25 protein-coding genes are annotated in these 21,718 nt (G+C 69.4%); 2 read left to right on the plus strand and 23 right to left on the minus strand.

All coding sequences use genetic code 11. The features are described from left to right. Positions 1-4: 4 nt before the first annotated feature. The 9 genes from IPJ78_01305 to trpS form a co-directional block, all read right to left on the minus strand. Positions 5-1,543: a hypothetical protein gene (locus tag IPJ78_01305; protein ID MBK7905181.1), complete on the minus strand. Its 1,539-nt coding sequence runs from the start codon at positions 1,541-1,543 to the stop codon at positions 5-7. Between the two features lie 5 nt (positions 1,544-1,548). Then, entirely contained in the window at positions 1,549-2,925 is a 1,377-nt protein-coding gene (locus tag IPJ78_01310; GenBank protein MBK7905182.1) for a glycine--tRNA ligase, read from the minus strand. A gap of 78 nt (positions 2,926-3,003) precedes the next feature. Continuing rightward, complete coding sequence (locus IPJ78_01315; GenBank protein MBK7905183.1) at positions 3,004-3,681, minus strand: hypothetical protein; 678 nt, start codon at positions 3,679-3,681, stop codon at positions 3,004-3,006. Between the two features lie 175 nt (positions 3,682-3,856). Then, positions 3,857-4,915: a YpdA family putative bacillithiol disulfide reductase gene (ypdA, locus tag IPJ78_01320; GenBank protein MBK7905184.1), complete on the minus strand. Its 1,059-nt coding sequence runs from the start codon at positions 4,913-4,915 to the stop codon at positions 3,857-3,859. Positions 4,916-4,930: 15 nt separating this feature from the next. Then, positions 4,931-6,217 (minus strand): adenylosuccinate synthase, encoded by a 1,287-nt coding sequence (locus IPJ78_01325; protein ID MBK7905185.1) that lies wholly within the window; start codon positions 6,215-6,217, stop codon positions 4,931-4,933. Positions 6,218-6,480: 263 nt separating this feature from the next. Beyond that, positions 6,481-7,359 carry a dihydrodipicolinate synthase family protein gene (locus tag IPJ78_01330; GenBank protein ID MBK7905186.1) on the minus strand — a complete coding sequence of 293 codons (879 nt, stop codon included), beginning with the start codon at positions 7,357-7,359 and terminating at the stop codon, positions 6,481-6,483. Beyond that, a complete protein-coding gene (locus tag IPJ78_01335) occupies positions 7,356-8,522 on the minus strand; it encodes a PilT/PilU family type 4a pilus ATPase (protein MBK7905187.1) in 1,167 nt (388 codons plus the stop codon). The genes IPJ78_01330 and IPJ78_01335 overlap by 4 nt, the downstream gene beginning before the upstream one ends. A 22-nt stretch (positions 8,523-8,544) precedes the next feature. Next, positions 8,545-9,153 carry an MgtC/SapB family protein gene (locus IPJ78_01340; protein MBK7905188.1) on the minus strand — a complete coding sequence of 203 codons (609 nt, stop codon included), beginning with the start codon at positions 9,151-9,153 and terminating at the stop codon, positions 8,545-8,547. Beyond that, positions 9,140-10,132, minus strand: a complete 993-nt coding sequence (gene trpS / locus IPJ78_01345) for a tryptophan--tRNA ligase (GenBank protein ID MBK7905189.1) — start codon at positions 10,130-10,132, stop codon at positions 9,140-9,142. Before trpS ends, IPJ78_01340 begins: the two co-directional genes overlap by 14 nt. A 23-nt stretch (positions 10,133-10,155) precedes the next feature. On the opposite strand from trpS, the gene IPJ78_01350 reads away from it, so the two are divergent. Continuing rightward, positions 10,156-10,965 (plus strand): inositol monophosphatase, encoded by an 810-nt coding sequence (locus tag IPJ78_01350; protein ID MBK7905190.1) that lies wholly within the window; start codon positions 10,156-10,158, stop codon positions 10,963-10,965. A 243-nt stretch (positions 10,966-11,208) separates the two neighbouring features. Next, complete coding sequence (gene ftcD, locus IPJ78_01355) at positions 11,209-12,729, plus strand: glutamate formimidoyltransferase (protein ID MBK7905191.1); 1,521 nt, start codon at positions 11,209-11,211, stop codon at positions 12,727-12,729. A gap of 18 nt (positions 12,730-12,747) precedes the next feature. Here the strand turns inward: ftcD and IPJ78_01360 are convergent, their stop codons facing one another. The 14 genes from IPJ78_01360 to rplN all read right to left on the minus strand — a co-directional run bounded on the left by IPJ78_01360 (position 12,748) and on the right by rplN (position 21,713). Beyond that, on the minus strand, positions 12,748-13,923 hold the full coding sequence (locus tag IPJ78_01360; protein MBK7905192.1) for a hypothetical protein: 1,176 nt from the start codon (positions 13,921-13,923) through the stop codon (positions 12,748-12,750). A 239-nt stretch (positions 13,924-14,162) separates the two neighbouring features. After that, a complete protein-coding gene (map, locus tag IPJ78_01365; protein MBK7905193.1) occupies positions 14,163-14,918 on the minus strand; it encodes a type I methionyl aminopeptidase in 756 nt (251 codons plus the stop codon). 16 nt (positions 14,919-14,934) lie between these two features. Next, positions 14,935-15,573, minus strand: coding sequence for an adenylate kinase (locus tag IPJ78_01370; GenBank protein MBK7905194.1), 639 nt, complete (start codon positions 15,571-15,573; stop codon positions 14,935-14,937). A 58-nt stretch (positions 15,574-15,631) separates the two neighbouring features. After that, positions 15,632-16,963, minus strand: coding sequence for a preprotein translocase subunit SecY (gene secY, locus IPJ78_01375; GenBank protein MBK7905195.1), 1,332 nt, complete (start codon positions 16,961-16,963; stop codon positions 15,632-15,634). Position 16,964: 1 nt separating this feature from the next. Next, positions 16,965-17,411, minus strand: a complete 447-nt coding sequence (rplO, locus tag IPJ78_01380; protein MBK7905196.1) for a 50S ribosomal protein L15 — start codon at positions 17,409-17,411, stop codon at positions 16,965-16,967. A gap of 18 nt (positions 17,412-17,429) precedes the next feature. Then, on the minus strand, positions 17,430-17,681 hold the full coding sequence (gene rpmD, locus IPJ78_01385; GenBank protein MBK7905197.1) for a 50S ribosomal protein L30: 252 nt from the start codon (positions 17,679-17,681) through the stop codon (positions 17,430-17,432). After that, on the minus strand, positions 17,681-18,430 hold the full coding sequence (gene rpsE / locus IPJ78_01390) for a 30S ribosomal protein S5 (GenBank protein ID MBK7905198.1): 750 nt from the start codon (positions 18,428-18,430) through the stop codon (positions 17,681-17,683). Before rpsE ends, rpmD begins: the two co-directional genes overlap by 1 nt. Then, the gene (gene rplR / locus IPJ78_01395) at positions 18,431-18,787 is read right to left on the minus strand and encodes a 50S ribosomal protein L18 (GenBank protein ID MBK7905199.1); all 357 of its coding nucleotides are present in this window, start codon (positions 18,785-18,787) and stop codon (positions 18,431-18,433) included. Next, positions 18,787-19,326 (minus strand): 50S ribosomal protein L6, encoded by a 540-nt coding sequence (rplF, locus tag IPJ78_01400; protein ID MBK7905200.1) that lies wholly within the window; start codon positions 19,324-19,326, stop codon positions 18,787-18,789. Before rplF ends, rplR begins: the two co-directional genes overlap by 1 nt. 10 nt (positions 19,327-19,336) lie before the next feature. After that, positions 19,337-19,735 carry a 30S ribosomal protein S8 gene (gene rpsH / locus IPJ78_01405; GenBank protein ID MBK7905201.1) on the minus strand — a complete coding sequence of 133 codons (399 nt, stop codon included), beginning with the start codon at positions 19,733-19,735 and terminating at the stop codon, positions 19,337-19,339. A gap of 178 nt (positions 19,736-19,913) precedes the next feature. Beyond that, positions 19,914-20,219 (minus strand): 30S ribosomal protein S14, encoded by a 306-nt coding sequence (gene rpsN, locus IPJ78_01410; GenBank protein ID MBK7905202.1) that lies wholly within the window; start codon positions 20,217-20,219, stop codon positions 19,914-19,916. Between the two features lie 15 nt (positions 20,220-20,234). Next, a complete protein-coding gene (gene rplE, locus IPJ78_01415; protein ID MBK7905203.1) occupies positions 20,235-20,909 on the minus strand; it encodes a 50S ribosomal protein L5 in 675 nt (224 codons plus the stop codon). A 14-nt stretch (positions 20,910-20,923) separates the two neighbouring features. Then, positions 20,924-21,343, minus strand: coding sequence for a 50S ribosomal protein L24 (gene rplX / locus IPJ78_01420; GenBank protein ID MBK7905204.1), 420 nt, complete (start codon positions 21,341-21,343; stop codon positions 20,924-20,926). Position 21,344: 1 nt separating this feature from the next. Then, the gene (rplN, locus tag IPJ78_01425; GenBank protein ID MBK7905205.1) at positions 21,345-21,713 is read right to left on the minus strand and encodes a 50S ribosomal protein L14; all 369 of its coding nucleotides are present in this window, start codon (positions 21,711-21,713) and stop codon (positions 21,345-21,347) included. Positions 21,714-21,718 lie beyond the last annotated feature (5 nt).

The raw sequence follows: 21,718 nt of genomic DNA on the forward strand, positions 1-21,718 counted from the left end.
GCTCCTATCCGATCATGCGTTCGATGCCGGCGATGACGGGGGCGAAGGAGAGGCCCTTCCCGGCCACGCGGCGTGATTGTTCGTCCGCCAGCTCGCGCTGGCCCCAGCCGAAGAGCTCGCCGACGATCCACGGACCCGCCTTGGGGTTCCGCCACCAGTCGGCGTCGAACCGCTCGCGCAGCGATTCGTCCAGCACGGCCTGCATCTGCCAGGCGCGCAGGTAGCGCGCGGCATAGTACCGCGGATCCACATCGACGAACGCGTCGGCCGCATGGTAGCGGAAGCCGGTCGCGTTGGTGAGCGTCTCCACGAACAGGTCGGGCAACGCGCTCCACGAGACGCCGCCGCCATGCAGCTCGGTCTCGTAGATGAGCTTGGCGCAGTACCGCCGCACGAAGTGCAGCTCCTCGAACCCCTGCGAGTGGAGGAAGGCGGGGAGCTCCTTCTTCCCCAGCCCGGTGTAGCGCGCGAGCCAGCCGGCGTCCTTCAGGCGGTGATCGAAGAGCATCGCGTACCCTTCGGTCACCGAGTTGTCGCCGAGCCAGCGGAACTCGAACGGCAGGTCGCGACGCATGTTGCCGAAGTGGAGCGCATGCCCGAGCTCGTGCATGAGCGTCATATAGTCCGACGAGCCGCCGTGCGGCCGCAGCACGAGATGCACCACGTCGGGGATCCGCACCGGCGCGCAGAAGGCGCGGGCGCGCTTCCCCGGACGGTCGGCCGTGTCATAGAGCACGTGGCCGTTCGCATCGGGCGACGTCCCCATCTCCGTCACCTGGCGGCGCACCTCGCGCTCCATCGCCTCGGCGGGGAAGTACGCGTCGAACTCCGGCGCGCGCATGAGCGCGAGGAGGTCGGCGCGCGTGACGTCGGCGACGGCCATGCCGAGTCCCTTCTTCACGTAGAAGGGCATGAGCTCGTCCCACATCGCCTGCGTGTCGCGCAGGAAGGCCTCGCACTCGGCGCGCAGCGCGGCGACCGAGACGCCGGCGAGTGCTTCCCAGGTGGCGTTGTAGGTGGACGCGATGCCGAGCTTGGAGACGACCTCGTGCTCGCGCTCGAGCTTCTCCTGCTTCATGGGCGCGAGCTCGGCCTGCACGAGCGCGGCGCGGGCGTCGTCGAGCGCGTGCCGCGTGGCGGCGTCGCGGGTGTTGGCGATGGTGATCGCCGCGCGCTGGTACGGCTCCTCGGCGCCGTCGCTCGTGCGGACGACGGCCGCACCCTCCCAGGCGATCTCGCGCTCGTCGAGCGCGGCGAGCTCGCGGCCCACGCGGCTCTCGAGGAGCCAGTCGAGGAGGAGGCGCGACGAGCGGTGCTCCTCGCTGACGGGCGCCCCGGCGGCGGGCGTGGAGCCCTTGAAGAGCTCGAGCGCCATCGCGAACGCCTCGTCGTCGTACGCGGCGCGGTGCTTCTCGTAGATGGGCTGGAGGGCGGCCCCTTCCTTGTGCCCGGCGTGCGCGGCGTGGTACTCGGCCGAGACCTCCTCGAGGAAGGCCTCGCCGCGCCGACGCAGCGCGTCGAGCGGTGCGTCGTCGCGGCCCATCGCGGTCACCCCACCAACGCCGCTTCGGCGCGCGCGTGGTCGGCTTCGATGTAGTCGGTCATGATCTCCGCGACCTTCGACGTGTTCACGCGGATCTGCCCCATGTCGTCGCGGAAGCGGATGGTGACGTCGTCGTTCTTGGTGGAGTCGCCGTCGATGGTGATGCCGAACGGCGTGCCCGCCTCGTCCTGCCGGCGATAGCGGCGGCCGATGGCGCCGGCCTCGTCGTAGAAGACGTTGAACTTCTTGCGCAGCGCGGCGCCGAGCTTCTCGGCCATCTCCGGCTGTCCGTCCTTCTTGGTGAGCGGGAAGATGCCGGCCTTGATGGGGGCGAGCGCGGGATGGAAGCCCATCACCGTGCGGCCCTCGGTCTCGCCGGGAACGGCCTCCTCGCGGAGGGCGTTGACCATGATGGCGAGGGTCACGCGGTCGGCGCCGACGGAGGTCTCGATGACGTACGGCAGGTAGCGCTTGTTGGCGGCCTGGTCCACGTACTCGAGCTTCTTGGAGGAGAACTCCTGGTGCTGCTTGAGGTCGAAGTCGGAGCGGTTGTGGACGCCCTCGATCTCCTGGAAGCCGAGGGAGCCGCCGAAGTCGAAGTTGATGTCGAAGGCGGCGCGGGCGTAGTGCGCGAGTTCCTTCTCGGTGTGCTGATGGAACTCGAGGCGGTCGCGCTCGAGGCCGAGGCCGAGGTGCCAGTCGAGGCGGGCCTGCTTCCAGCGCTCGAAGTGCTCCATGTCGGTGCCGGGCTCGACGAAGAACTGCATCTCCATCTGCTCGAACTCGCGCGTGCGGAACGTGAAGTTCCCCGGGGTGATCTCGTTGCGGAACGCCTTGCCGATCTGGGCGATGCCGAACGGGACCTTTTGGCGCGTGGCCTGCTGGACGTTCAGGAAGTTCACGAAGATGCCCTGCGCCGTCTCGGGGCGCAGGTAGACGACGGCCGCCGAGTCCTCGACGGGGCCCATGAACGTCTTGAACATGAGGTTGAACTGCCGGGGCTCGGTGAGCTGGCAGTCGGTGTGCTCGCCGGGCTTCTTGCTGGGCTTCCGGGCGCACTGGGCGTCGCCGAGCTTGTCGGCGCGGAAGCGGGCCTTGCAGGCCTTGCAGTCGATGAGCGGGTCGGAGAAGCCGGAGACGTGGCCGGAGGCTTCCCAGACGCGGGGGTGCATGAGGATGGCGGCGTCGAGGCCCTCGACGTCATCGCGCTCGCGCACCATGGCGTTCCACCAGCGCGCCTTGACGTTGTTCTTGAGCTCCACGCCCAGGGGACCGTAGTCCCACACCGATCCGGTGCCGCCGTAGATCTCGGAGGACTGGAAGATGAAGCCACGCCGCTTGGCGAGGCTGACGAGGGTCTCGAGGACGTCGGGACGGGGCATGAACGACCGGGGGCGCGGGGATGAGGGCGGTGACGCCTCAATCTACCATCGCGCCCTCAGGGGGCACACCCGAGCGAACTAGCGGCGGTCGAGTTCGTTCAGGACCGGGGCGCTCTGGCCCACGAGGTCGAGGAGGACGAACGAGGCCGCGGCGGCCGCGGCGGCGGTGCGCGCGTACATCGGCTGCGCCTGGAGGCGCGCCGAGAGGGCGCGGAAGGGCGCGGTCCACGGCGACGGCGGCGCGATCTCGGGGACGGCCTGGCTGAGCTCGGCGCAGAGCGTGGGGCCGAGGCGCTTGGCGCCGAGGGCGGCGACGAACCGCTCGCCGCGGGGGGCGTCCTGCGCCGCGGGCGTGCTGGCCCAGACGCGGGTGGCCGCGACGATCGCCTGCTCGCGGCCGCCGGCGACCATGCGGCGGAAGCCGAGCTGGAAGCGGTCGAACGAGTCGGCGTGGCGGCAGAGCATCTCGCCGACGAGACCCTTGAGGAGCGGGTCGAGCGACTTGGGGAGCTCGGCGGCCGCCTCGAGATCGACGGCGAGGGGGACGAACCAGCCGTCCTTGGTCTGCTGGAGCAGGCCGGCCTCCTCGAGGTCGGCGACGCGGTCCCAGTCCATCGGCGAGGCCCAGGGCCAGCGCTCGAGGAGGTAGGCGACGTCCGCCTCACGGACCGAATCGCCGGCCATGGCGATGGCGTGCAGGAGCACGCGGTCGTCGGCGGAGAGGGCGAAGTCGAGGGAGGCGGGCGTGGGCGTCATTTTGTCATCCCTATGACGCGCGAGCCGGCGGAAAGTTAACAGTGCACCTTTTCGCGGCGGGCCGGGGGCGGGGGCGGTAGATGATGACCGGCTTGGGGTGCTGGCGGCGGGGGCGGGACATAAAGGCAGTCTCGGCCACCGCCGCCGGACCTTTAGCCCTCCTATCATCCCGTGATCAGCCCCCGATCGCCCCCGCGATCAGCACCCCGTGCCCGCGCCCGTTCTCGATGAAGACCTTGTTGGCGTCGTACCCGCTCGCCAGGACCCCGGCGATGAACACCCCCGGGACGTTGGTCTCCATGGTGGAGGGGTCGTGCGAGGGGATCCCCGTCGCCGCGTCCATCTCCACGCCGAGCGAGGAGAGCAGCTCCGAAGACGGGGTGAAGCCGGTCATCAGATAGACGTGCTGCGCCGGCAGGATCCCGGGGCCGTCCTTCCCTTCGAGGTGGACGCGGCCGTGCTCGATGGCCGTCACCCGGGTGTTCCAGCGGACGCCGATCGACCCGTCCTTCAGGCGGTTCTGGAGGTCGGGGAGGACCCAGGGCTTGATGTTCTTGTCGAAGCTGGGCCCGAAGTGGACGAGGGTGACCTTCGCCCCGTGCCGCCACAGGTCGAGGACGGCCTCGGCGGCGGAGTTCCCCGCCCCGACGACGATCGCATCGCGCTGGAAGGCCTCGTGCCCCTCGCGGTAGAGATGCGAGACGTGCGGGAGGTCCTCGCCGGGCACGTTGAGGGGGTTGGGCGTGCCGAAGTAGCCGGTGGCGACGACCACGGCGCGGACCTTCGTCTCGACCACATCGCCGCCGCGCGGCTTGGAGTGGATGACGTAGTCCTGCTTGCGCCGCCAGACCTGCACCACCGGCTCGTACTGATGCACGTCGAGGCCGAGGTGCTGGACGACCATGCGATAGTAGGCGAGCGCCTCGCGGCGGGTCGGCTTGTCGGTCGCGATGGGGAACGGCACGTTCGCGATGGCGATCTTCTCGGCGGTCGAGAAGAAGGTCATGTAGAGCGGGTACGACGCGATGGAGCTCGCGACACAGCCGCGGTCGTAGACGATGGCGCGGACGCCGGACGCCTCGAGGGCCGCGGCGGCGGCGAGGCCACAGGGCCCGGCGCCGATGACGGCGACGGGGAGCCCGGCGTCGCGCTCGCTGATGCTGCCGACGAGCCCCGGCACGGACTTCGCCGAGGCCGCCTTCACGGCGGAGGGGCGGCGCTTCTTCTCAGCCACCGCGCGCCTCCCGGATCACGCCTGCAGACCGATGATCTGATCGCGCCGCGTGCCGACCGAGACGTACTGGGCGGGGCACTCGACGAGTTCCACCAGACGGTCGAGATAGGCGCGCGCCTGCTTGGGGAGCGCGTCGAGCGTGCGCGCCTCGGCAGTGGAGGACTTCCAGCCGTCGAACCACTCGTAGACGGGCTCGATGCCGACGAGGTCGGCGATGTCGCCGGGGAACTCGGTCATCACCTCGCCGTCGATGCGGTAGCCGGTGCAGAGACCGACGCGATCGAGGGTGTCGAGGACGTCGAGCTTGGTGACGGCGAGGCCGGTGAGGCCGTTCACGCGCACGGCGTAGCGGACGACGACGGCGTCGAACCAGCCGCAGCGGCGAGGCCGGCCGGTGGTGGCGCCGTACTCGTTGCCGAGGGTGCGGACATGCTCGCCCATCTTCTCGTCGAACTCGGTGGGGAGCGGCCCGCCGCCGACGCGGGTGGTATACGCCTTCACGACGCCGAGGACGGCATCGATGGCGCGCGGCCCGATGCCGACGCCGATGGCGGCGCCGCCGGCGGTGGTGCTCGACGAGGTCACGAACGGATAGGTGCCGTGATCGATGTCGAGGAGCGAACCCTGCGCGCCCTCGAGGAGGATGGCCGCGCCCTGCTTCTGCGCCTTGTGGATGGCGAGCCCGACGTCCTCGCTGATGGAGAGGAGCCGCGGCGCGAGGCGCTCGAGGGTGGCGAGGGTGAACTCGGCGTCGGCGCGCTTGGAGGAGCCGAAGCCGGCGAGGACCTGATTGGCGCGCTCGGTGCCGCGCTCGACGAGATCGCGGAGCCGGGTGGGATGGCGGAGGTCGAGGACGCGGATGCCGCGGCGGGCGACCTTGTCCTCGTACGCCGGCCCGATGCCGCGGCCGGTGGTGCCGATCGCCTTGCTCGCGGCGCTCTCCTTGTCCACGAGCTTGTGGTACGGCATGACGAGGTGCGCGCGGTCGGAGAGGTAGAGGCGACCGTTGACGTCCACGCCGTTGGCGACGAGGGCGTCGACCTCCTCGAAGACGCTCTCGGCGTCGAGCACGACGCCGTTGCCGATGGCGCAGCGGACGCCGGGGTGGAGGATGCCGCTGGGGACCTGGTGGAGCACGGTGGACTCATCGCCCACGTGGACGGTATGGCCGGCGTTGGCCCCGCCCTGGTAGCGCACGACCCAGTCGGCGCGCTCGGCGAGGACGTCGACGAGCTTGCCCTTGCCCTCGTCGCCCCACTGGGCGCCGACGATGACGATGGTGCGGGTCTTGGTATCGAACATGGTGCGGTACTGGTCAGGGTCAGGGGCAACAAAAAACGCCCCGGGTGGCGGGGCGTTGGAATAATCTACGCACGGTACCTTGGGCGGGCAACGCGGTTTGGAACCGCTTTCACCACAGAGGGCACAGAGGGCACAGAGAACGGCGGAGAACTGCGACTGCCTCTTTGGGGGGCTTCGGGGAGGGATCCTTCCCCCACGCCCTCTCCAACGGCCGTTCTCCGCCCTTCTCTGTGTTCTCTGTGTCCTCTGTGGTGAGCAGTTCCTCAGCCGAGCGCGGCGCGCATCTCCGCGCGGCCGGCATCCGAGAGCGGTAGCAGCGGCAGGCGCGGCGCGGCGCCGACGCGGCCGACCTGGTCCATCGCCGCCTTCACGCCCGGGACGCCGAGCTTGGCGACGATCGTGTCGGCCATCGGCTTGAGCTTGGCCTGCGCCGCGGTGGCACGCGCCGTGTCGCCCGAGCGGACGGCGTAGAGCACCTCGCGCGAGAGCGCGGCGGCGAAGAGCGAGACGGCGAGGATGCCGCCGCGCGCGCCGGCCTCGAGTCCCGCCTGGAGCGCCGAGCCGCTGCCGGTGATCACCGAGAACGTGTCGGACTGCGCGGCGAGGAAGCCCTTGAGCATGTTCACGTCGCCCGAGCTGTCCTTGATGCCGATGACGTTCGCGTGCTGCGCGAGCTCGGCGACGAGGTCGGCGGGGAGCGCGAAGTGCATGTACTTGGGGATGTTGTAGAGCATCACCGGGAGCGGCGAGCCGTCGGCGACGCGATGGTAGTGCGCGGCGAGGTTCTCGCGCGCCATCGCGTTGGAGTAGTAGTGCGGCGCGACGACGAGCACCGCGTCGGCGCCGGCGTCCTTGGCGGCGCGGCAGCGCGCGAGGCACTGGCGCGCCGACTCGGCGCCCGTGCCGACGATGACGAGCTTGTCCTTGGGCACCACCTCGCGCGCGGCGGCGGCGAGCTGCGCGCGCTCCGTCTCGTCGAGGAGCGCCGCCTCGCCCGTGGAGCCTGCGACGACGACGCCGGAGAGCCCGTCGGCCATGTGCGCGCGGACGTTCGCCTTGAAGCCGTCGACGTCGAGGTCCTCGTTGGCGCCCTTGAAGGGGCTGATGACGGGACCGAAGATGCCCGAGAGATCGATGCTCATCCGTTGAGGAACTCCAAGCCGGTGCCGAAGCCGCCCGACATCGGCTCCTGGATGGGGGTGGTCTCGCCGTGCGCGGGCGTGCCATGCGACGTCGGCCGCTTGCTGAGCATGCCCATCTTGAGCTGGAAGTCGCTCGGCCGCGTGCTCGCCGCGAGCGCGACGGGGTACTCGATGACGCCGGTGGTGACGAGCTCCTCGAGATGCTGGTCGAAGGTCTGCATCCCGTACTGCTCCCGGCCGTCGGCGATGAAGTCGCGGATCTCACCGACGCGGTCGCGGTCGAGCATCAGCTCGCGGATGGTCGGCGTGACCACCATGATCTCGAGCGCGGCGACGCGGCCCTTGCCGTCGGCGCGGGGGAGGAGGCGCTGCGAGACGACGGCGTGGAGCGACTCGGCGAGGCGCACGCGCACGACGTCCTGCTCCTCGGGCTGGAACATCGCGAGGATGCGCAGCACGGTGCTCTGCGCGTCCGGCGTGTGGACGGTGGAGATGAGGAGGTGCCCCGTCTCGGCGGCCTTCATCGCGGTGTCGATCGTCTCGGCATCGCGCATCTCGCCGATGAGCACCACGTCGGGGTCCTGGCGCAGCGCGGCGCGGAGGCCCATGCGGAAGCTCTCGGTGTCCACGCCGATCTCGCGCTGCGTGATGGAGCTCTGCAGGTCGCGATGGAGGAACTCGATGGGGTTCTCGAGCGTGACGATGTGCTTGTTGAGATGCTGGTTGATGTGATTCAGCATCGCCGCCATCGTGGTGCTCTTGCCCGAGCCGGTGACGCCGGTGACGAGGACCATGCCGCGCTCGGCCTCGGAGATGCTCTTGAGCACCGGCGGGACGGCGAGCTTGTCGAAGCTCGGCACCTCGAAGGGGATGACGCGCATGACGATCATGAAGCTCGAGCGCTGGCGCAGGATGTTCACGCGGAAGCGGCCGATGCCGGGAGCGCCCCACGAGCAATCGTAGTCCTGCAGCTTGTCGAGCCGCGCGCGGTCATCCTCGTTGGAGATGAGCCGCATGGCGATCGACCGCGTCTGGTCGGGGGTGAGCGCCTGCTTGGTGAGCGGCACGAGCTTGCCGTCGATGCGCGCGCGGAAGACGTCGCCCGCCTTGATGTGCAGGTCGGAGGCGCCGCGCTCGACCGCTGCCTTGATGATCTTCTCCATCACTCCCGTCCGTGTGTGTGGCTCACTGCTGGGTCCGTTCGCCGTCGGGCGGCGTGGTGCCGGCCGGCGGCGTGACCACCGGCGTCTCCGAAGTGTAGCGCGTGGGACGTCCGCGCCGGTCGGTCGCGCGTCGCCCCTCTTCCTTGCCCAGCCACTCCTGCGCCGGGACGCCGTTCTGCTGGTCGCCGTCGTGCGGGAGGTACTTCTTCTCCGCCCATCCGAGTCCGACGAGCACGACCATCACCGTGACGGTCGAACCGAAGGCCTCGACGAAGTAGCCGGCACCGACGGTGAGACCGAGCGCCGCGACGACCCAGATGGTCGCGGCCGAGGTGAGGCCGGTGATCTGGCCTCGCGTGTGAAGGATGGTGCCGGCGCCGAGGAAGCCGATGCCGGTGACGACCTGCGCCGCGATGCGCGCGGGGTCGCCGCCGTGCGTGGCGGCGATGCTCATGGAGAGGTCCATGAGGATCGCCGAGCCGAGGCAGATGAGGATGTTGGTGCGGAGCCCGGCCGGCTTGTGCTTGAGCTCGCGCTCGAGCCCGATGCCGCCGCCGATGAGCACCGCGGCGATGAGCTTGGCGGCGAGGTCGAGGCGGAAGGCCTCGACGATCAGGTCATTGAGCGGCATCGAGTCCCATCCGGGCGCGCACCGTGTCGATCGTCCCGCGCGCCACCACGCGCGCGCGACGCGCGCCATCGGCGAGCAGTTCGTCGACGTGGGCCGGCTTCGCCATCAACTCCTCGGCGCGCGTCCGGATGGGCGTGAGCTCGGTCATCATGTTGGCGTGGAGCGCCTTCTTGCAGTCCATGCAGCCCCAGCCGGCGCCGCGGCACTTGGTCTCCACTTCGGCGACGGTGTCGGGCGGCGAGAAGGCCTTGTGGAGCTGGTAGATGACGGGGCACTTGTCGGGATCGCCGGCGTCGGTCTTCCGCTGGCGCGCGGGATCGGTGACCGCGGGGCGCAGCTTGTCCCACACCTGCTCGGGCGTCTCGAGGAGGCCGATGGTGTTGCCGATGGACTTGGACATCTTCGCTTGCCCGTCGAGCCCGGCGATGCGACGCGTGGGCGTGAGGCGCGGCTGCGGCTCGGGGAAGTACGGCGCGTCAGGGGAGAAGCGCGCGTTCCAGTTGCGCGCGATGACGCGCGAGAGCTCGAGGTGCTGGACCTGGTCCTCGCCCACGGGCACGGTGTCGGCGAGGTAGAGGAGGATGTCGGCGGCCTGGAGGACGGGATAGTTCAGGATGCCGGCCATCACCTGCTCCTGCTTGGCCGACTTCTCCTTGAACTGCACCTGCCGCTCGAGTTCGCCGAGCGGGGTGATGGTGTTGAAGATCCAGCCGAGCTCGGTGTGCTCGGGGACGTCGGACTGGACGAAGACCGCGGCCTTGGTGGAGTCGAGCCCCGAGGCGAGGAGTCCCACCGCCATCTCGCGCGTGCGGCGCCGCAGGTCCTCGGGCGCGAACGGGATGGTGATGGCGTGGTAGTTTACGATGCAGAAGAAGGACTCGTGCTCGTGCTGCAGCGCGACCCAGTTCTTCACCGCCCCCAGGTAGTTCCCGATATGGAGCTCGCCGGAGGGCTGGATCCCGCTGAAGATGCGTGGCATGACCCGAAGTTACGGAGCGTGTGATGGGCTATCAACCGGAGCGGGCGGAACTCCTCGGGATCGTGGTCCGGGCGGCGCGTGAGGCGGCGCAGGTGATCCGCGAGGCGGCGCCCCGGGTGCGGAGCATCGACTGGCAGAGCAAGGGGCCGACGGACTTCGTCTCCGAGGTGGACCTCGCGGCCGAGGCGCGGATCCTCGCGATCGTCTCGCGGGAGCTCCCCGCGGCGACGATCCTCGCCGAGGAGACGGCGGCGGCGACGCCGGCCGACCGGGTGGCCAAGGGGCTCGCGCTGGTGATCGACCCGCTCGACGGGACGACGAACTTCCTGCACGGCTACCCGGAGTACGCGGTGAGCATCGGGGTGCTGCAGGACGGGGAGCCGGTGGCGGCGGTGGTCTACGACGTGCCGGGGGAGGAGCTGTTCACGGCGACGGCGGGGGGCGGGGCCTTCTGCAACGGGGCGCTGATCCGGGTGAGCACGATCACCGACCCGCAGCGCGCGCTGATCGGGACGGGGTTCCCGTTCAAGGACCCGGCGGACATCCCGCTCTATCAAGCGCAGATGTCGCGCGTGATGGCGCAGGTGAGCGGCGTGCGGCGGCCGGGGGCGGCGAGCATCGACCTGGCGAGCGTGGCGAGCGGGCGGTTCGATGCCTTCTGGGAGAACATGCTCTCGGCGTGGGACTATGCGGCGGGGATGCTGCTGGTGCGGGAGGCTGGGGGCGTGGTGACGGACCTCGGCGGGGGGCACCTGCGGCCGGTCGCGGGGTCAGGGGTGATCGCGGGGAGTCCTGTGTTGCACGAGTGGTTGCGGCGGGCCGTGCAGGGCTGAGAGAACGGCGGTCACCACAGAGAGCACAGAGGGCACAGAGAAAGGCGGAGGACTGCAACGACACTGCTGGGGGGAGTGCACTGGCGCCCCGGCGCGCCCCCCCCAACAAGAGCGGTTCTCCGCCGTTCTCTGTGCACTCTGTGCCCTCCGTGGTAAGGCAGTTGCAGCCCCCCGGACCCGACCCGGTAGATTCGGTGAGCGTTCCGTTGCCTTCCTCCTTCTGCCTTCCGCCTTCTCCGATCCATGAGCCTCGTCGAGTGCGTCCCGAACTTCTCCGAAGGCCGTCGTCCCGAGGTCATCGCCGCCATCCGTGACGCGATCGCGGCGGTGAAGGACGTCGTGATCCTCGACGTCTCGAGCGACCCGAGCCACAACCGCACCGTCGTCACCTTCGTCGCGCCGGTCGCGACGGCGTCCGACGCCGCCTTCGCCGGCATCAAGAAGGCGAGCGAGCTCATCGACCTGAACCACCATACCGGCGAGCACCCGCGCATCGGCGCGACCGACGTCTGCCCCTTCATCCCGCTCGAAGGGGCGTCGATGGAGGATTGCATCGTCCTCGCGCGCACCACCGGCGAACGCGTCGGCCGCGAACTCGGGATCCCCGTCTATCTCTACGAGCGCGCCGCCTCGCGCCCCGATCGCACCAACCTCGCCGACATCCGCCGCGGGGAGTTCGAGGCCGCGAAGACCGAGATCGGCACCAATCCCACTCGTGTCCCCGACTTCGGCCCCAACGCGATCCATGCGACCGCCGGTGCCACGGTCATCGGCGCGCGGCCCTTCCTCGTCGCGTTCAACGTCTACCTCGGCGGCAAGGAGAACCTCCACGTCGCCAAGAACGTCGCCAAGGCGGTGCGCGGCTCGTCGGGCGGGCTCAAGGGCGTGAAGGGGCTCGGCATGGAGGTCGATGGCCAGGCGCAGGTGTCGATGAACCTCGTCGACCTCGACGCGACGCCGCTCCATCGCGCGTACGAGATGGTGAAGATGGAAGCCGAAGCGCAGGGCGTGACGCCGACGTGGAGCGAGATCGTCGGGCTCGTGCCCGAGCGCGCGCTCTTCGAGGCCGCGGCGCGCCACCTGCGCTGGCGCACCTACTCGCCGGAGCTCGTGCTCGAGCGCCAAGTGCGGAAGGCCGCCTCGGGCGGCGAGTCGCTCGCGGGCTTCGTCGCCGAGGTCGCGAGCTCGGCGCCGGTCCCCGGCGGCGGCTCGGTGGTCGCGCTCACGGGCTCGATGGCGGCAGCGCTCGCGCAGATGGTCGCGGGGCTCACGGTGGGCCGCAAGAAGTACGTCGCGGTGGAAGCGGAGATGAAGGAGATGGGACTCCGCGCCGCGCACCTGGTGCGCCGCCTCGCGGAGCTCAAGGACGAGGATGCGGCGGCGTACGCGCTGGTGAGCAACGCGTACAAGCTGGCGAAGGACACGCCGGAGCAGGTCGCGGCGCGCGATGGCGCGATCCAGGCGGCGCTGATGAAGGCGGCGGAGGTCCCGCTCGAGACAGCACGGTGGTGCGCCGAGGTGGCGCAGCTCGCGGCGTTCTGCGCCGAGAAGGGGAACACGAACGCGGCGAGCGATGCGGGGGTGGCGGCGTTGCTGGCCGAGGCGTCGTGCCGCGGCGCGGCGTACAACGTGCGGATCAATGCGGTGGCGATGCCGAACAAGGAGGCGGGGGCGCCGCTGGTGGCGGAGGCGCTGCGGCTGGTGACGACGGCCGGGGAGTATGCGCGGCGGGCGACACTCGCGGTCGAGGCTCAGCTCGGCTGAGCCTCGACTCACGTCCTCTCACGGCGCGCGGAAATCGACGCCACCCAGCACTTGAGTCGGCACGAGCCGTCTGGTCGTGGTCCCGTCGCCGAGTTGGCCAACGCCGTTGAATCCCCAGCAGTAGGCGGTGCCGTCGGTCGCGATCGCGCAGGTGTGACCATTCCCCGTGGCGATCTCGATGAGCTTCTTTGGGCTGAGGACCTTGACGGGTGACGGTCGCGTGGTGGTCGTGCCGTCGCCGAGTGCTCCCTCGAAGTTGTGTCCCCAGCACCAGGCATCGCCGGATCGGGTCAGGCCGCACGAGTAGAGATAGCCGGCGACTATGCGCTCGAACCGAAGCGTCGTCGATACCTCGCGCACCCAGTGTGATGCGCCGCTTGCGTCATCCAGCGGGAGCGACCCCCAGCAGTACGCTGCCCCGCCGGCCGTCAGCCCGCAGGCGTGCGATGTCCCTGACGCGAACGACGTGAACGTCGGCACGGAGTCAACCCGGACCGGGAAGCGCTGGCCCGGGAACCCCGGCACGCTCGGAAGCTCGGAGCCCCAGCACCAGATGGCGCCGGACGCCTCGAGACCGCACCCGTGTCCGGCGCCCAGGTCCAGTGCCGTGAATCGCAGGTCGTGCCCGGCGAGCCGGGGGACCGAATCGCGCACGATCGGCGAATCATCGCCGAACCACCAGAACTGGTTCGAACCCCAGCAGTACATCCCTCCATCGGAGACCAGGCCACAGGATCCCAACCACCCGTTGGCGAGGGAGATGGATCGGAACCTGAGTCCGCCACTGACCGCGGTCGGCGTCGACACGGCTTCCGGCGTGGTGGCGCCCATCCCGACGGAGCCCTGCCCATTGTGACCCCAGCAATACGCGACACCGTCGGCCGTGAGTCCGCACAGATGGAAACCACCGGCCGTGATCGTGACGAGCGGGGGCGCGACCATGGACTGCGTGGGCACCGTAGGCGAGGCGGTCGCTCCGTTACCGATCTCGCCGTTCTCGCCTCCGCCCCAGCACCACAGCGCGCTCTGCCCGGCGAGGGCACACGTCGTGTTCGCTGTCAGCGCGAGTCGTGGGGGCGAGAGCGGCAGTCCAGGATCGTCCGGTCCGGCGGGATCGGAGCAGGCGGCGAGCAACAGCGCGAGGCCCGCGCCCAACGCGGCGCGCGTGAGGTACCGAGGGGAGATCGAGCGCATGTCGGCTCCATGGATCGACGTGGTCACCCTGCGCATGACCGGTCCGCGCAGCGGGCGGGCAGAACCTACGACCGCGCACCGGTCGCGTAAAGCAACGGGGGGAGGGGAGGCACCGGAGGTCGCGTCAAGGCGACGCGGCCGCAGGACCGCGCAGCGCGTCCGAGAGCGTCGCCGTCGCGACCTCCGGGGCCGACCCGACCGCGCGCAGTAGTCCGTCCCCCCGCATCCGCGGGAGGAGATCAGCCGAGCGTCGTGAGGATCCGAGGCCCGTCGCCCGTGATGGCGATCGTGTGCTCGAAGTGCGCCGACATCGACCCGTCGAGCGTGACGATCGTCCACTTGTCGCTGAGCGTCTTCGTCGCCGCGCCGCCCGCGTTCACCATCGGCTCGATCGCGATCGTCATCCCTTCCTGCAACTTCGGCCCCCGCTTCGGCTTGCCGTGGTTCGGCACCTGCGGATCCTCGTGCATGTTCGCGCCCACGCCGTGGCCCACCAGGTCACGCACGACCGTGAAGCCCGCCTTCACCACCACCGCCTCCACCGCCGCGCCGATGTCGCCGATGTGGTTGCCGAGGGTCGCCGCGGCGATCCCCGCGTGGAGCGAGGCCTCGGTGACGTCCATCAGCCGCTGCGTCTCCGGCGCGATGGGGCCGACGGCGTAGGTCCAGGCCGAGTCGGTGTGGAAGCCGCCGTAGTGCACGCCGATGTCGATGGTGACGATGTCGCCGGCGAGGAGGATCCGCTTCCGCGACGGGATGCCGTGGACGATCTCGTCGTTGATCGAGATGCAGGCCGAGGCCGGGAAGCCGTAGAGGCCCTTGAACGAGGGGGTGGCGCCGGCGTGCGAGCGGATGAAGGACTCGACCATCGCGTCGAGGTCCCAGGTGCTGATGCCCGGCTGGACGGCGGGCTGCACATGGCGATGGGTCGCGGCGAGGATGCGGCCGCCGGCCGCCATCGTCTCGATCTCGCGCGGACTCTTGAGCTGGATCATCGCTCGTCCTGCCGCCTCAGCGGCCGACGGCCTTGAGCGCGCGGGCGAAGACGTCGTCGAACGACCCCGTCGCCTCGATGCGCTGGACGTTCGCGCCCTGCGCGACGTACCAGTCGAGCACCGGCGCCGTCTGCGCCTGGTAGACGCGCAGGCGGTTGCGGATGGCCTCGGGCTCGTCGTCCTTGCGGCGGACGAGCGTGCCACCGCAGCCATCGGGGCAGGCGACGCCGGGCTCCATGCCGGAGAACGGCTTCTGCGTCTTGTCGCAGGTCGTGCGCCCGGAGAGGCGCGACACGAGCAGTTCGTCGGCGATGTCGAAGACGAGGACGACGTCGACCTTGCGGCCGAGCTCCTGCGTGACCTTCGCGAGACCCTCGGCCTGCGGCACGGTGCGGACGACGCCATCGAGGATGACGCCCTTGGCCTGAGCGGGCTGGGCGAGCGCTTCCTTCATGATGCCGAGGATGACCGCATCGGGGACGAGGTCCCCGCGATCCATGAAGCCCTTGGCCTCGAGGCCGAGCTTCGTCCCGTCCTTGACCGCGGCACGCAGCACGTCGCCGGTGGCGATCTTCGGGATGCCCAGGGCGGCAGCGATCCGCTCACCCTGGGTCCCCTTTCCCGCGCCAGGCGGGCCGAGCAACACGACGATCATGCGTACCCGCCTGGCTGGAGTGACACGTTCATCCTTCCGCCTTCACCCTTCATCTGGCCTAGAAGCCGGCACCCGCATTGCGTCCACGGAACCGGACGCGGCCCTTCTTCATGAAGCCGTCGTACTTGCGGAGGAGGAGGTGCTGCTGGACCTGCGCCATGGTATCGAGGGCGACACCGACGACGATGAGGAGCGACGTGCCGCCGAACTGGAACGGCACCGCGAGCGCGTCGGCGAGGAACACCGGGAGCAGCGCGAGGAAGGTGAGGAAGATCGCGCCCGGGAGCGTGACCCGCTCGACGATCTGCCCGATGTGCTCGGCCGTCTTGGCGCCCGGCTTGATGCCCGGGATGAACCCGCCCTGCTTCTTCAGGTTCTCCGAGAGGTCGGCCGGATTGAAGATGATCGAGGTGTAGAAGTACGTGAAGAAGACGATGAGGACCGTCATCAGCACGTAGTAGAGGCCCGTGCCCGGCGCCAGGTAGTCGGCCATGTCGGCGAGCCAGCTGTTGCCGGAGAACTGCGCGGCGGCGCCGGGGACGACGATGAGCGACTGCGCGAAGATGATCGGCATCACGCCCGCGGAGTTGATGCGGATCGGGATGTGATTGCGCGCGGCCTCGCGCTGCCGGCCGCGGGCCATGGTGCGCTGCGGGATCTGGATCGCGATGCGACGGGCCGCGAGCGTGATGGTCACGACGCCGGCGACGACGCCGGCCATGATCGCCACGAGCGCGAGCAGCGAGAGCGGCTTCACCGCGCCGGTGCTCAGGAACCCGAAGGCCGAGAGGATCCCCGGCACGAACCGCTCGACGATCGAGAAGAAGATCAGGAGCGAGGCGCCGTTGCCGAGGCCGCGTTCGGTGATCTGCTCGCCGAGCCACATCACGAAGAGCGAGCCCGTCGTGAGGAAGAGCACCATCTGGAGGATGAAGCCCGACCCGGGGTTGATGACCGCCCCGGTGATGCCCGACGTGAAGAGCGCGTAGCCGTACCCCTGCACCGCCGCGAGGGCGACGGTGAAGTAGCGCGTCCACTGGGTGATCTTCTTCCGCCCTTCCTCGTCCTTCTGCAGCTTGTCGAGCTGCGGGATCACCGCGGCGCCGATCTGCATGAAGATCGACGCCGAGATGTACGGCATGATGCCGAGGGCGAAGATCGTGGAGCGCGAGAGGTTGCCGCCCACGAAGAGGTCGTACAGGCCGAGGAGGCCGTTGTTGCCCTGGTTCTGGAAGAAGTTGAGCATCGCCGTCACGTCGATGCCCGGCGCCGTCACGTGCGAGCCGATCCGGTAGACCAGAAGGCACAGCATCGTGAAGGTGATCTTCTGCCAGAGCTCGGGCGTGTTGCGGATGTTGCCCAGCGCTTCCACGGCCTTGGGCTGTGCCATCTTACGCCTCGACCGTGCCGCCGGCCGCGACGATCTTCTCGCGCGCCGAGCCGCTGACCTTGATGCCCCGCACCGTCACGGCGCGATCGATCTCGCCGTTCGCGAGGAGCTTCACGGCGCCCTTGGACGTCTTGGCGAGTCCGGCCGCCACGAGCGTCTCGAGCGTGACCTCGTTGCCGGTCACGAGCGCGAGGTCGGCGAGCCCGACGACCTGGTGCTCCTCACGGAACGGGTTGGTGAAGCCGCGCTTCGGCACGCGCCGCGTGAGCGGCATCTGGCCGCCCTCGAAGTGCGGCTTGTTGCCGCCCGGGCCGTGATGGCCCGAACGCGCCTTGATGCCCTTGTGGCCCTTGCCCGACGTCTTGCCCGTGCCGGAGCCCGGGCCGCGCCCGAGGCGCTTCCGGTTCCGGTGCGACCCCGGCGCTGCGGCCAGGGTGCTCAGGGTGATCTTCTCGTCACTCATTGGTTACTCCTTCACCGGCGTCACTTCGATCAAGTGACGCACGCGCTTGATCATCCCACGGAGGGAAGGCGAGTCCTGGTGCACCACCGAGTCCTGGTGGTGCTTGAGGCCGAGGGCCTCGAGGGTCGCGTTCATGACCTTGTTGTGGCCGATGCCGGAGCGCACCTGCGTGATGCGCACCTTCCCTTCGGTCAGGGTGTTCGGCTTGGTATGCGCCGGGCCACGGCCCGGATGCCACACGAATGTCCGCGGCATCAGACGATCTCCTTGGACTTGGCGCGCGACTTGTAGCCGAGCGACGCCACGTCGACGCCACGCTCGCGCGCGATCTGTTCCACCGTCACGAGGCTCTGGAGGCCGTCGAGCGCCGCCAGCACCATGTTGTGCGGATTGGTCGAACCCAGCGACTTGGTGAGGATGTCGTGGATGCCCGCGCACTCCATGATCGCGCGCACCGCGCCACCCGCGATCACGCCCGCGCCCGGAGCGGCCGGCTTCATCAGGACCTCACCGGCCCCGTGCTTGCCGACGATCTCGTGCGGGATGGTCGCGCCCGTCATCGGGATCGACACCATCTTGCGACGCGCCCCGTCCACGGCCTTGCGGACCGCTTCGGAGACCTCGTTCGCCTTGCCCGTCGCGACGCCCACCTTCCCCTGCCCGTCGCCGACAGCGACCAGCGCGTTGAAGGAGAACCGGCGGCCACCCTTCACGACCTTGGCCACGCGATTGATCGCGATCACGTTCTCGAGGAGATCGGAGCCCTCGCGATCCTGCTGCGGGGCGCCACCGCGGCCGCCGTCACGGCCGCGGCCGCCATCGCGTCCGCCCGGGCCGCCCGGACCACGTCCGCCCGGACCACCGGGACCGCGACCGCCACCCGGGCCGCCACGTCCGCCGCCCGGGCCACCACGACCCGGACCACCCGGACCGCGCGCGCCACCAGGACCGCCCGGACCACGACCGCGCCCAGCGGGCGCGCCACCACCACTCTGTTCAGCCATTTAGAACTCCAGCCCGCCTTCGCGGGCTCCGTCGGCCACCGCCTTCACGCGGCCGTGATACTGGTAACCCGCGCGGTCGAACACGACGCTCGTGATCCCCGCCGCCTTCGCCTTCTCGGCGACGCGCTTGCCGACCTCGACCGACTTCTCGGTCTTCTTCCCCGTCAGACCGGCATCCGTCACGGTCATCAGGGTGCGCTTCGCCACATCGTCGACGAGCTGCGCCGACATGTGCTTGAGCGAGCGGAACACCACGAGGCGCGGCCGCTCGGCCGTCCCCGCCACCTTCGCCCGCACGCGGACATGGCGACGGGCCCGCAGGCCCGCACGCGTCTTCGGTACACGCTTCCCCGGCATTACTTACCTCCCGCCTTACCGGCCTTCCGCCGGATGACTTCGCCCGTGTACTTGATGCCCTTGCCCTTGTACGGCTCGGGGGGCCGCAGCGAGCGGATCTCCGCCGCCACCTGCCCGACCTTCTCCTTGTCCGCCCCTTCGATCACGACCTGCGTCGGCTGCGGCGCGGTGAGCTTGATGCCCGCCGGCGCCTTGTACTGGATCTGGTGCGAGTAGCCCAGCGCCAGCTGCAGTCCGAACGGCTTCGGCTCGGCCTTGTAGCCGACGCCCGTGATCTCGAGCGACTTCATGTAGCCCTTCGCGCACCCCTCGACCATGTTGGCCACGAGGGTCCGCGAGAGGCCGTGCATCGACTTGTCCTTCGTCTCATCCGAGGGGCGCGTGAGCGTGATCACGCTGCCCTCGAGCTTCACGGAGATGTTCGACGGGATGGTGCGCGAGAGCTCACCCTTGGGTCCCTTCACGGAGACCGTGTTCCCCTCGACCTTCACCGTGACGCCGGCCGGGACGTTCACCGGCAGCTTTCCGATACGCGACATGGTGGGCTCCTTACCAGACGAAGGCGAGGAGTTCACCGCCGGTGCGCTGCTGGCGCGCCTGGCGGTCGGTCATCAGCCCCTTCGAGGTGCTGAGGATCGCCACGCCGAGGCCGTTGCGCACGCGCGGGATCTCGCCGGCGCCGACGTACTGGCGGAGGCCGGGCGAGGAGACGCGGTGCAGCTCACGGATCACGGGGGTGCCGCCGGCGTACTTGAGCGCGACGCGGAGGACCTTCCGGCCTTCCTCGGTCTCGAGCGTCTTGTAGCTGGCGATGAAATTCGTCTCGAGGAGGAGGCGCGCGATCTCCACCTTCATCTTGGACGCCGGGATGTCCACGCGGCGATGCTTCGAACCGACAGCATTGCGGATCCGCGTGAGCATATCGGCGATCGGGTCGGTCATGCTCATGGTGCTTCTGGTCTCCTCTGGTTTCCGGATCGCTCCGGACCTGTAGGAAGGATGGAAGTGGTTCCGGACGCGGAGTGCGCCGGCCTGCTTCCGTTGGGTTGCCGATGAAGGCTCAAGGTGGAAGGGGGCGAGGCCGTACGGCCTCGCCTCATTCATCCTTCAGCCTTCCTCGTTCGAACTACCAGCTCGCCTTCCGCACGCCGGGGATCAAGCCCTGGAGTGCCATCTCGCGGAACGCGATACGGCTCAGCCCGAAGGCCGAGATGTAGGCGCGGCTGCGGCCGGTCATCTGGCAGCGGTTGCGCACGCGGGCGGCGGCGCCGTTCCGCGGGAGCTTCTGCAACGCGACCTGGGCCGCGCGCTTCTCCTCGTCCGTCGCCTTCACGCTGCGGACGGTGTCGGCGAGCGCCTTCCGCTTGGCGGCCTGCTTGGCCACCATGCCCTTGCGGCGCTCGTTCTTCTCGATCGTGCTCTTCTTGGCCATGTGTGTCTATGCTCCTCAGCCCTGGACGACGATCGGCTTGTCGTCACCGCGGAACGGCATGCCGAGCTCGCGCAGGAGCGCGAAGGCCATGTCGTCGCGGGTGGTGGTGGTCACGAACGTCAGGTCCATGCCATGGATCTGTTCCACGAGGTCGTAGTTCACCTCGGGGAAGATCATCTGCTCCTTGATGCCGAGGCTGTAGTTGCCGCGGCCGTCGAACGCGCGCGTGTTGAGTCCGCGGAAGTCGCGGATGCGCGGGATCGCCGTGGAGATGAAGCGGTCGAGGAACTCCCACATCCGGGCGCCGCGCAGCGTGACCGCCGCGCCGATCTCCTGCCCTTCGCGCAGCCCGTAGTTGGCGATCGACTTCTTCGCCTTCGTGCGGATCGCCTTCTGGCCGGTGATCGTCTGGAGCTCGTCCACCACCGCGTCGAGGACCTTGGGCTGCTTGATCGCCTCGCCCATGCCGACGTTGATGGTGATCTTGGTGAGGTTCGGGATCTGGTGCGGGTTCTTCAGCCCGAACTGCTTCATGAGCCGCTCACGCACCGTCTTCACGTAGTACGTGTGCAGGCGCGGCGTGGGGGCCGGCGTGCCGGCACCCTTGTGGTCCTTCGGGAGCATGGAGGCGCGCTTCTCGCCCGCGCCACCGCTCTTCTTCTTCTCGCCCTGCGTCTTGGTCGTCGCCATTGGTCAGTCCTCGGTCAGCGGCTGCGGAGGATCGGTTCGCCGCTCTTCGCGCTCACGCGCTCCTTCGTCCGCTCCTTGGTCTTCGCGTCCACGTCGATCCGCGTGCGGACCCGCGTGGGCTTGCCCGACTTGGGGTCGAGCAGCATCACGTTCGAGATGGCGATCGTCCGGGGGAGCTCGATGATGCCCGACTGCTCCTCGGCGCGGCGCGCCCGACGATGCTTCTTGAGCATCTTGAAGCCCGGCCCCTCGACGGTCACGCGCCCCGCCTTGAGGTCGACCTTGATCACCTTCCCTTCCTTGTCCTTGTTCTCGCCGCGCATCACGCGCACGGTGTCGCCCTTCGTGATCTCGGTCGAGATCCGCTCGGCGTTCCGCTCGTGACGGGTGACGTTCTTGCTGCCGCGCGTCTTGCGGTACGTCAGGATGCGCATATCAGATCACCTCGGGGGCCAGCGACACGATCTTCATGTAGCGCTTCTCGCGCAGCTCGCGGGCCACCGGCCCGAAGATGCGGGTCGCCTTCGGTTCGCCCTTGTCATCGATGATGACCACGGCGTTCTCGTCGAACTTGATGTACGACCCGTCCTTGCGGCGGGTCTCCTTCACGGTGCGGACGACGACGGCCTTCGCCACGTCCGACTTCTTCACGGTGCCGTTAGGCAGCGCGTCCTTGACCGCCACCACGACCTTGTCGCCAAGGCCGGCGTAGCGGCGGCGCGTGCCACCGAGGACGCGGATCACGAGGGCCTTCTTGGCCCCCGAGTTGTCCGCGACCTTCACCATCGATTCCTGTTGGATCATTGGTC

This window comes from Gemmatimonadota bacterium (genome assembly GCA_016714015.1).
Lineage (GTDB): Bacteria > Gemmatimonadota > Gemmatimonadetes > Gemmatimonadales > Gemmatimonadaceae > Pseudogemmatithrix.

What these genes read in the sequence shown, in the direction of transcription:
- IPJ78_01350 (MBK7905190.1), top strand. Translation starts at nt 10,156, where the DNA reads ATGGGCTATCAACCGGAGCGGGCGGAACTCCTCGGGATCGTGGTCCGG.
- rpsH (MBK7905201.1), bottom strand. Translation starts at nt 19,735, where the DNA reads ATGAGCATGACCGACCCGATCGCCGATATGCTCACGCGGATCCGCAAT.
- rpsE (MBK7905198.1), bottom strand. Translation starts at nt 18,430, where the DNA reads ATGGCTGAACAGAGTGGTGGTGGCGCGCCCGCTGGGCGCGGTCGTGGT.
- IPJ78_01340 (MBK7905188.1), bottom strand. Translation starts at nt 9,153, where the DNA reads ATGCCGCTCAATGACCTGATCGTCGAGGCCTTCCGCCTCGACCTCGCC.
- IPJ78_01315 (MBK7905183.1), bottom strand. Translation starts at nt 3,681, where the DNA reads ATGACGCCCACGCCCGCCTCCCTCGACTTCGCCCTCTCCGCCGACGAC.
- IPJ78_01370 (MBK7905194.1), bottom strand. Translation starts at nt 15,573, where the DNA reads ATGATCGTCGTGTTGCTCGGCCCGCCTGGCGCGGGAAAGGGGACCCAG.
- rplR (MBK7905199.1), bottom strand. Translation starts at nt 18,787, where the DNA reads ATGCCGGGGAAGCGTGTACCGAAGACGCGTGCGGGCCTGCGGGCCCGT.
- rplF (MBK7905200.1), bottom strand. Translation starts at nt 19,326, where the DNA reads ATGTCGCGTATCGGAAAGCTGCCGGTGAACGTCCCGGCCGGCGTCACG.
- IPJ78_01310 (MBK7905182.1), bottom strand. Translation starts at nt 2,925, where the DNA reads ATGCCCCGTCCCGACGTCCTCGAGACCCTCGTCAGCCTCGCCAAGCGG.
- trpS (MBK7905189.1), bottom strand. Translation starts at nt 10,132, where the DNA reads ATGCCACGCATCTTCAGCGGGATCCAGCCCTCCGGCGAGCTCCATATC.
- rplN (MBK7905205.1), bottom strand. Translation starts at nt 21,713, where the DNA reads ATGATCCAACAGGAATCGATGGTGAAGGTCGCGGACAACTCGGGGGCC.
- IPJ78_01330 (MBK7905186.1), bottom strand. Translation starts at nt 7,359, where the DNA reads ATGAGCATCGATCTCTCGGGCATCTTCGGTCCCGTCATCAGCCCCTTC.
- secY (MBK7905195.1), bottom strand. Translation starts at nt 16,963, where the DNA reads ATGGCACAGCCCAAGGCCGTGGAAGCGCTGGGCAACATCCGCAACACG.
- rpmD (MBK7905197.1), bottom strand. Translation starts at nt 17,681, where the DNA reads ATGCCGCGGACATTCGTGTGGCATCCGGGCCGTGGCCCGGCGCATACC.
- IPJ78_01360 (MBK7905192.1), bottom strand. Translation starts at nt 13,923, where the DNA reads ATGCGCTCGATCTCCCCTCGGTACCTCACGCGCGCCGCGTTGGGCGCG.
- IPJ78_01305 (MBK7905181.1), bottom strand. Translation starts at nt 1,543, where the DNA reads ATGGGCCGCGACGACGCACCGCTCGACGCGCTGCGTCGGCGCGGCGAG.
- map (MBK7905193.1), bottom strand. Translation starts at nt 14,918, where the DNA reads ATGATCCAGCTCAAGAGTCCGCGCGAGATCGAGACGATGGCGGCCGGC.
- ftcD (MBK7905191.1), top strand. Translation starts at nt 11,209, where the DNA reads ATGAGCCTCGTCGAGTGCGTCCCGAACTTCTCCGAAGGCCGTCGTCCC.
- IPJ78_01325 (MBK7905185.1), bottom strand. Translation starts at nt 6,217, where the DNA reads ATGTTCGATACCAAGACCCGCACCATCGTCATCGTCGGCGCCCAGTGG.
- rpsN (MBK7905202.1), bottom strand. Translation starts at nt 20,219, where the DNA reads ATGGCCAAGAAGAGCACGATCGAGAAGAACGAGCGCCGCAAGGGCATG.
- rplE (MBK7905203.1), bottom strand. Translation starts at nt 20,909, where the DNA reads ATGGCGACGACCAAGACGCAGGGCGAGAAGAAGAAGAGCGGTGGCGCG.
- IPJ78_01335 (MBK7905187.1), bottom strand. Translation starts at nt 8,522, where the DNA reads ATGGAGAAGATCATCAAGGCAGCGGTCGAGCGCGGCGCCTCCGACCTG.
- rplX (MBK7905204.1), bottom strand. Translation starts at nt 21,343, where the DNA reads ATGCGCATCCTGACGTACCGCAAGACGCGCGGCAGCAAGAACGTCACC.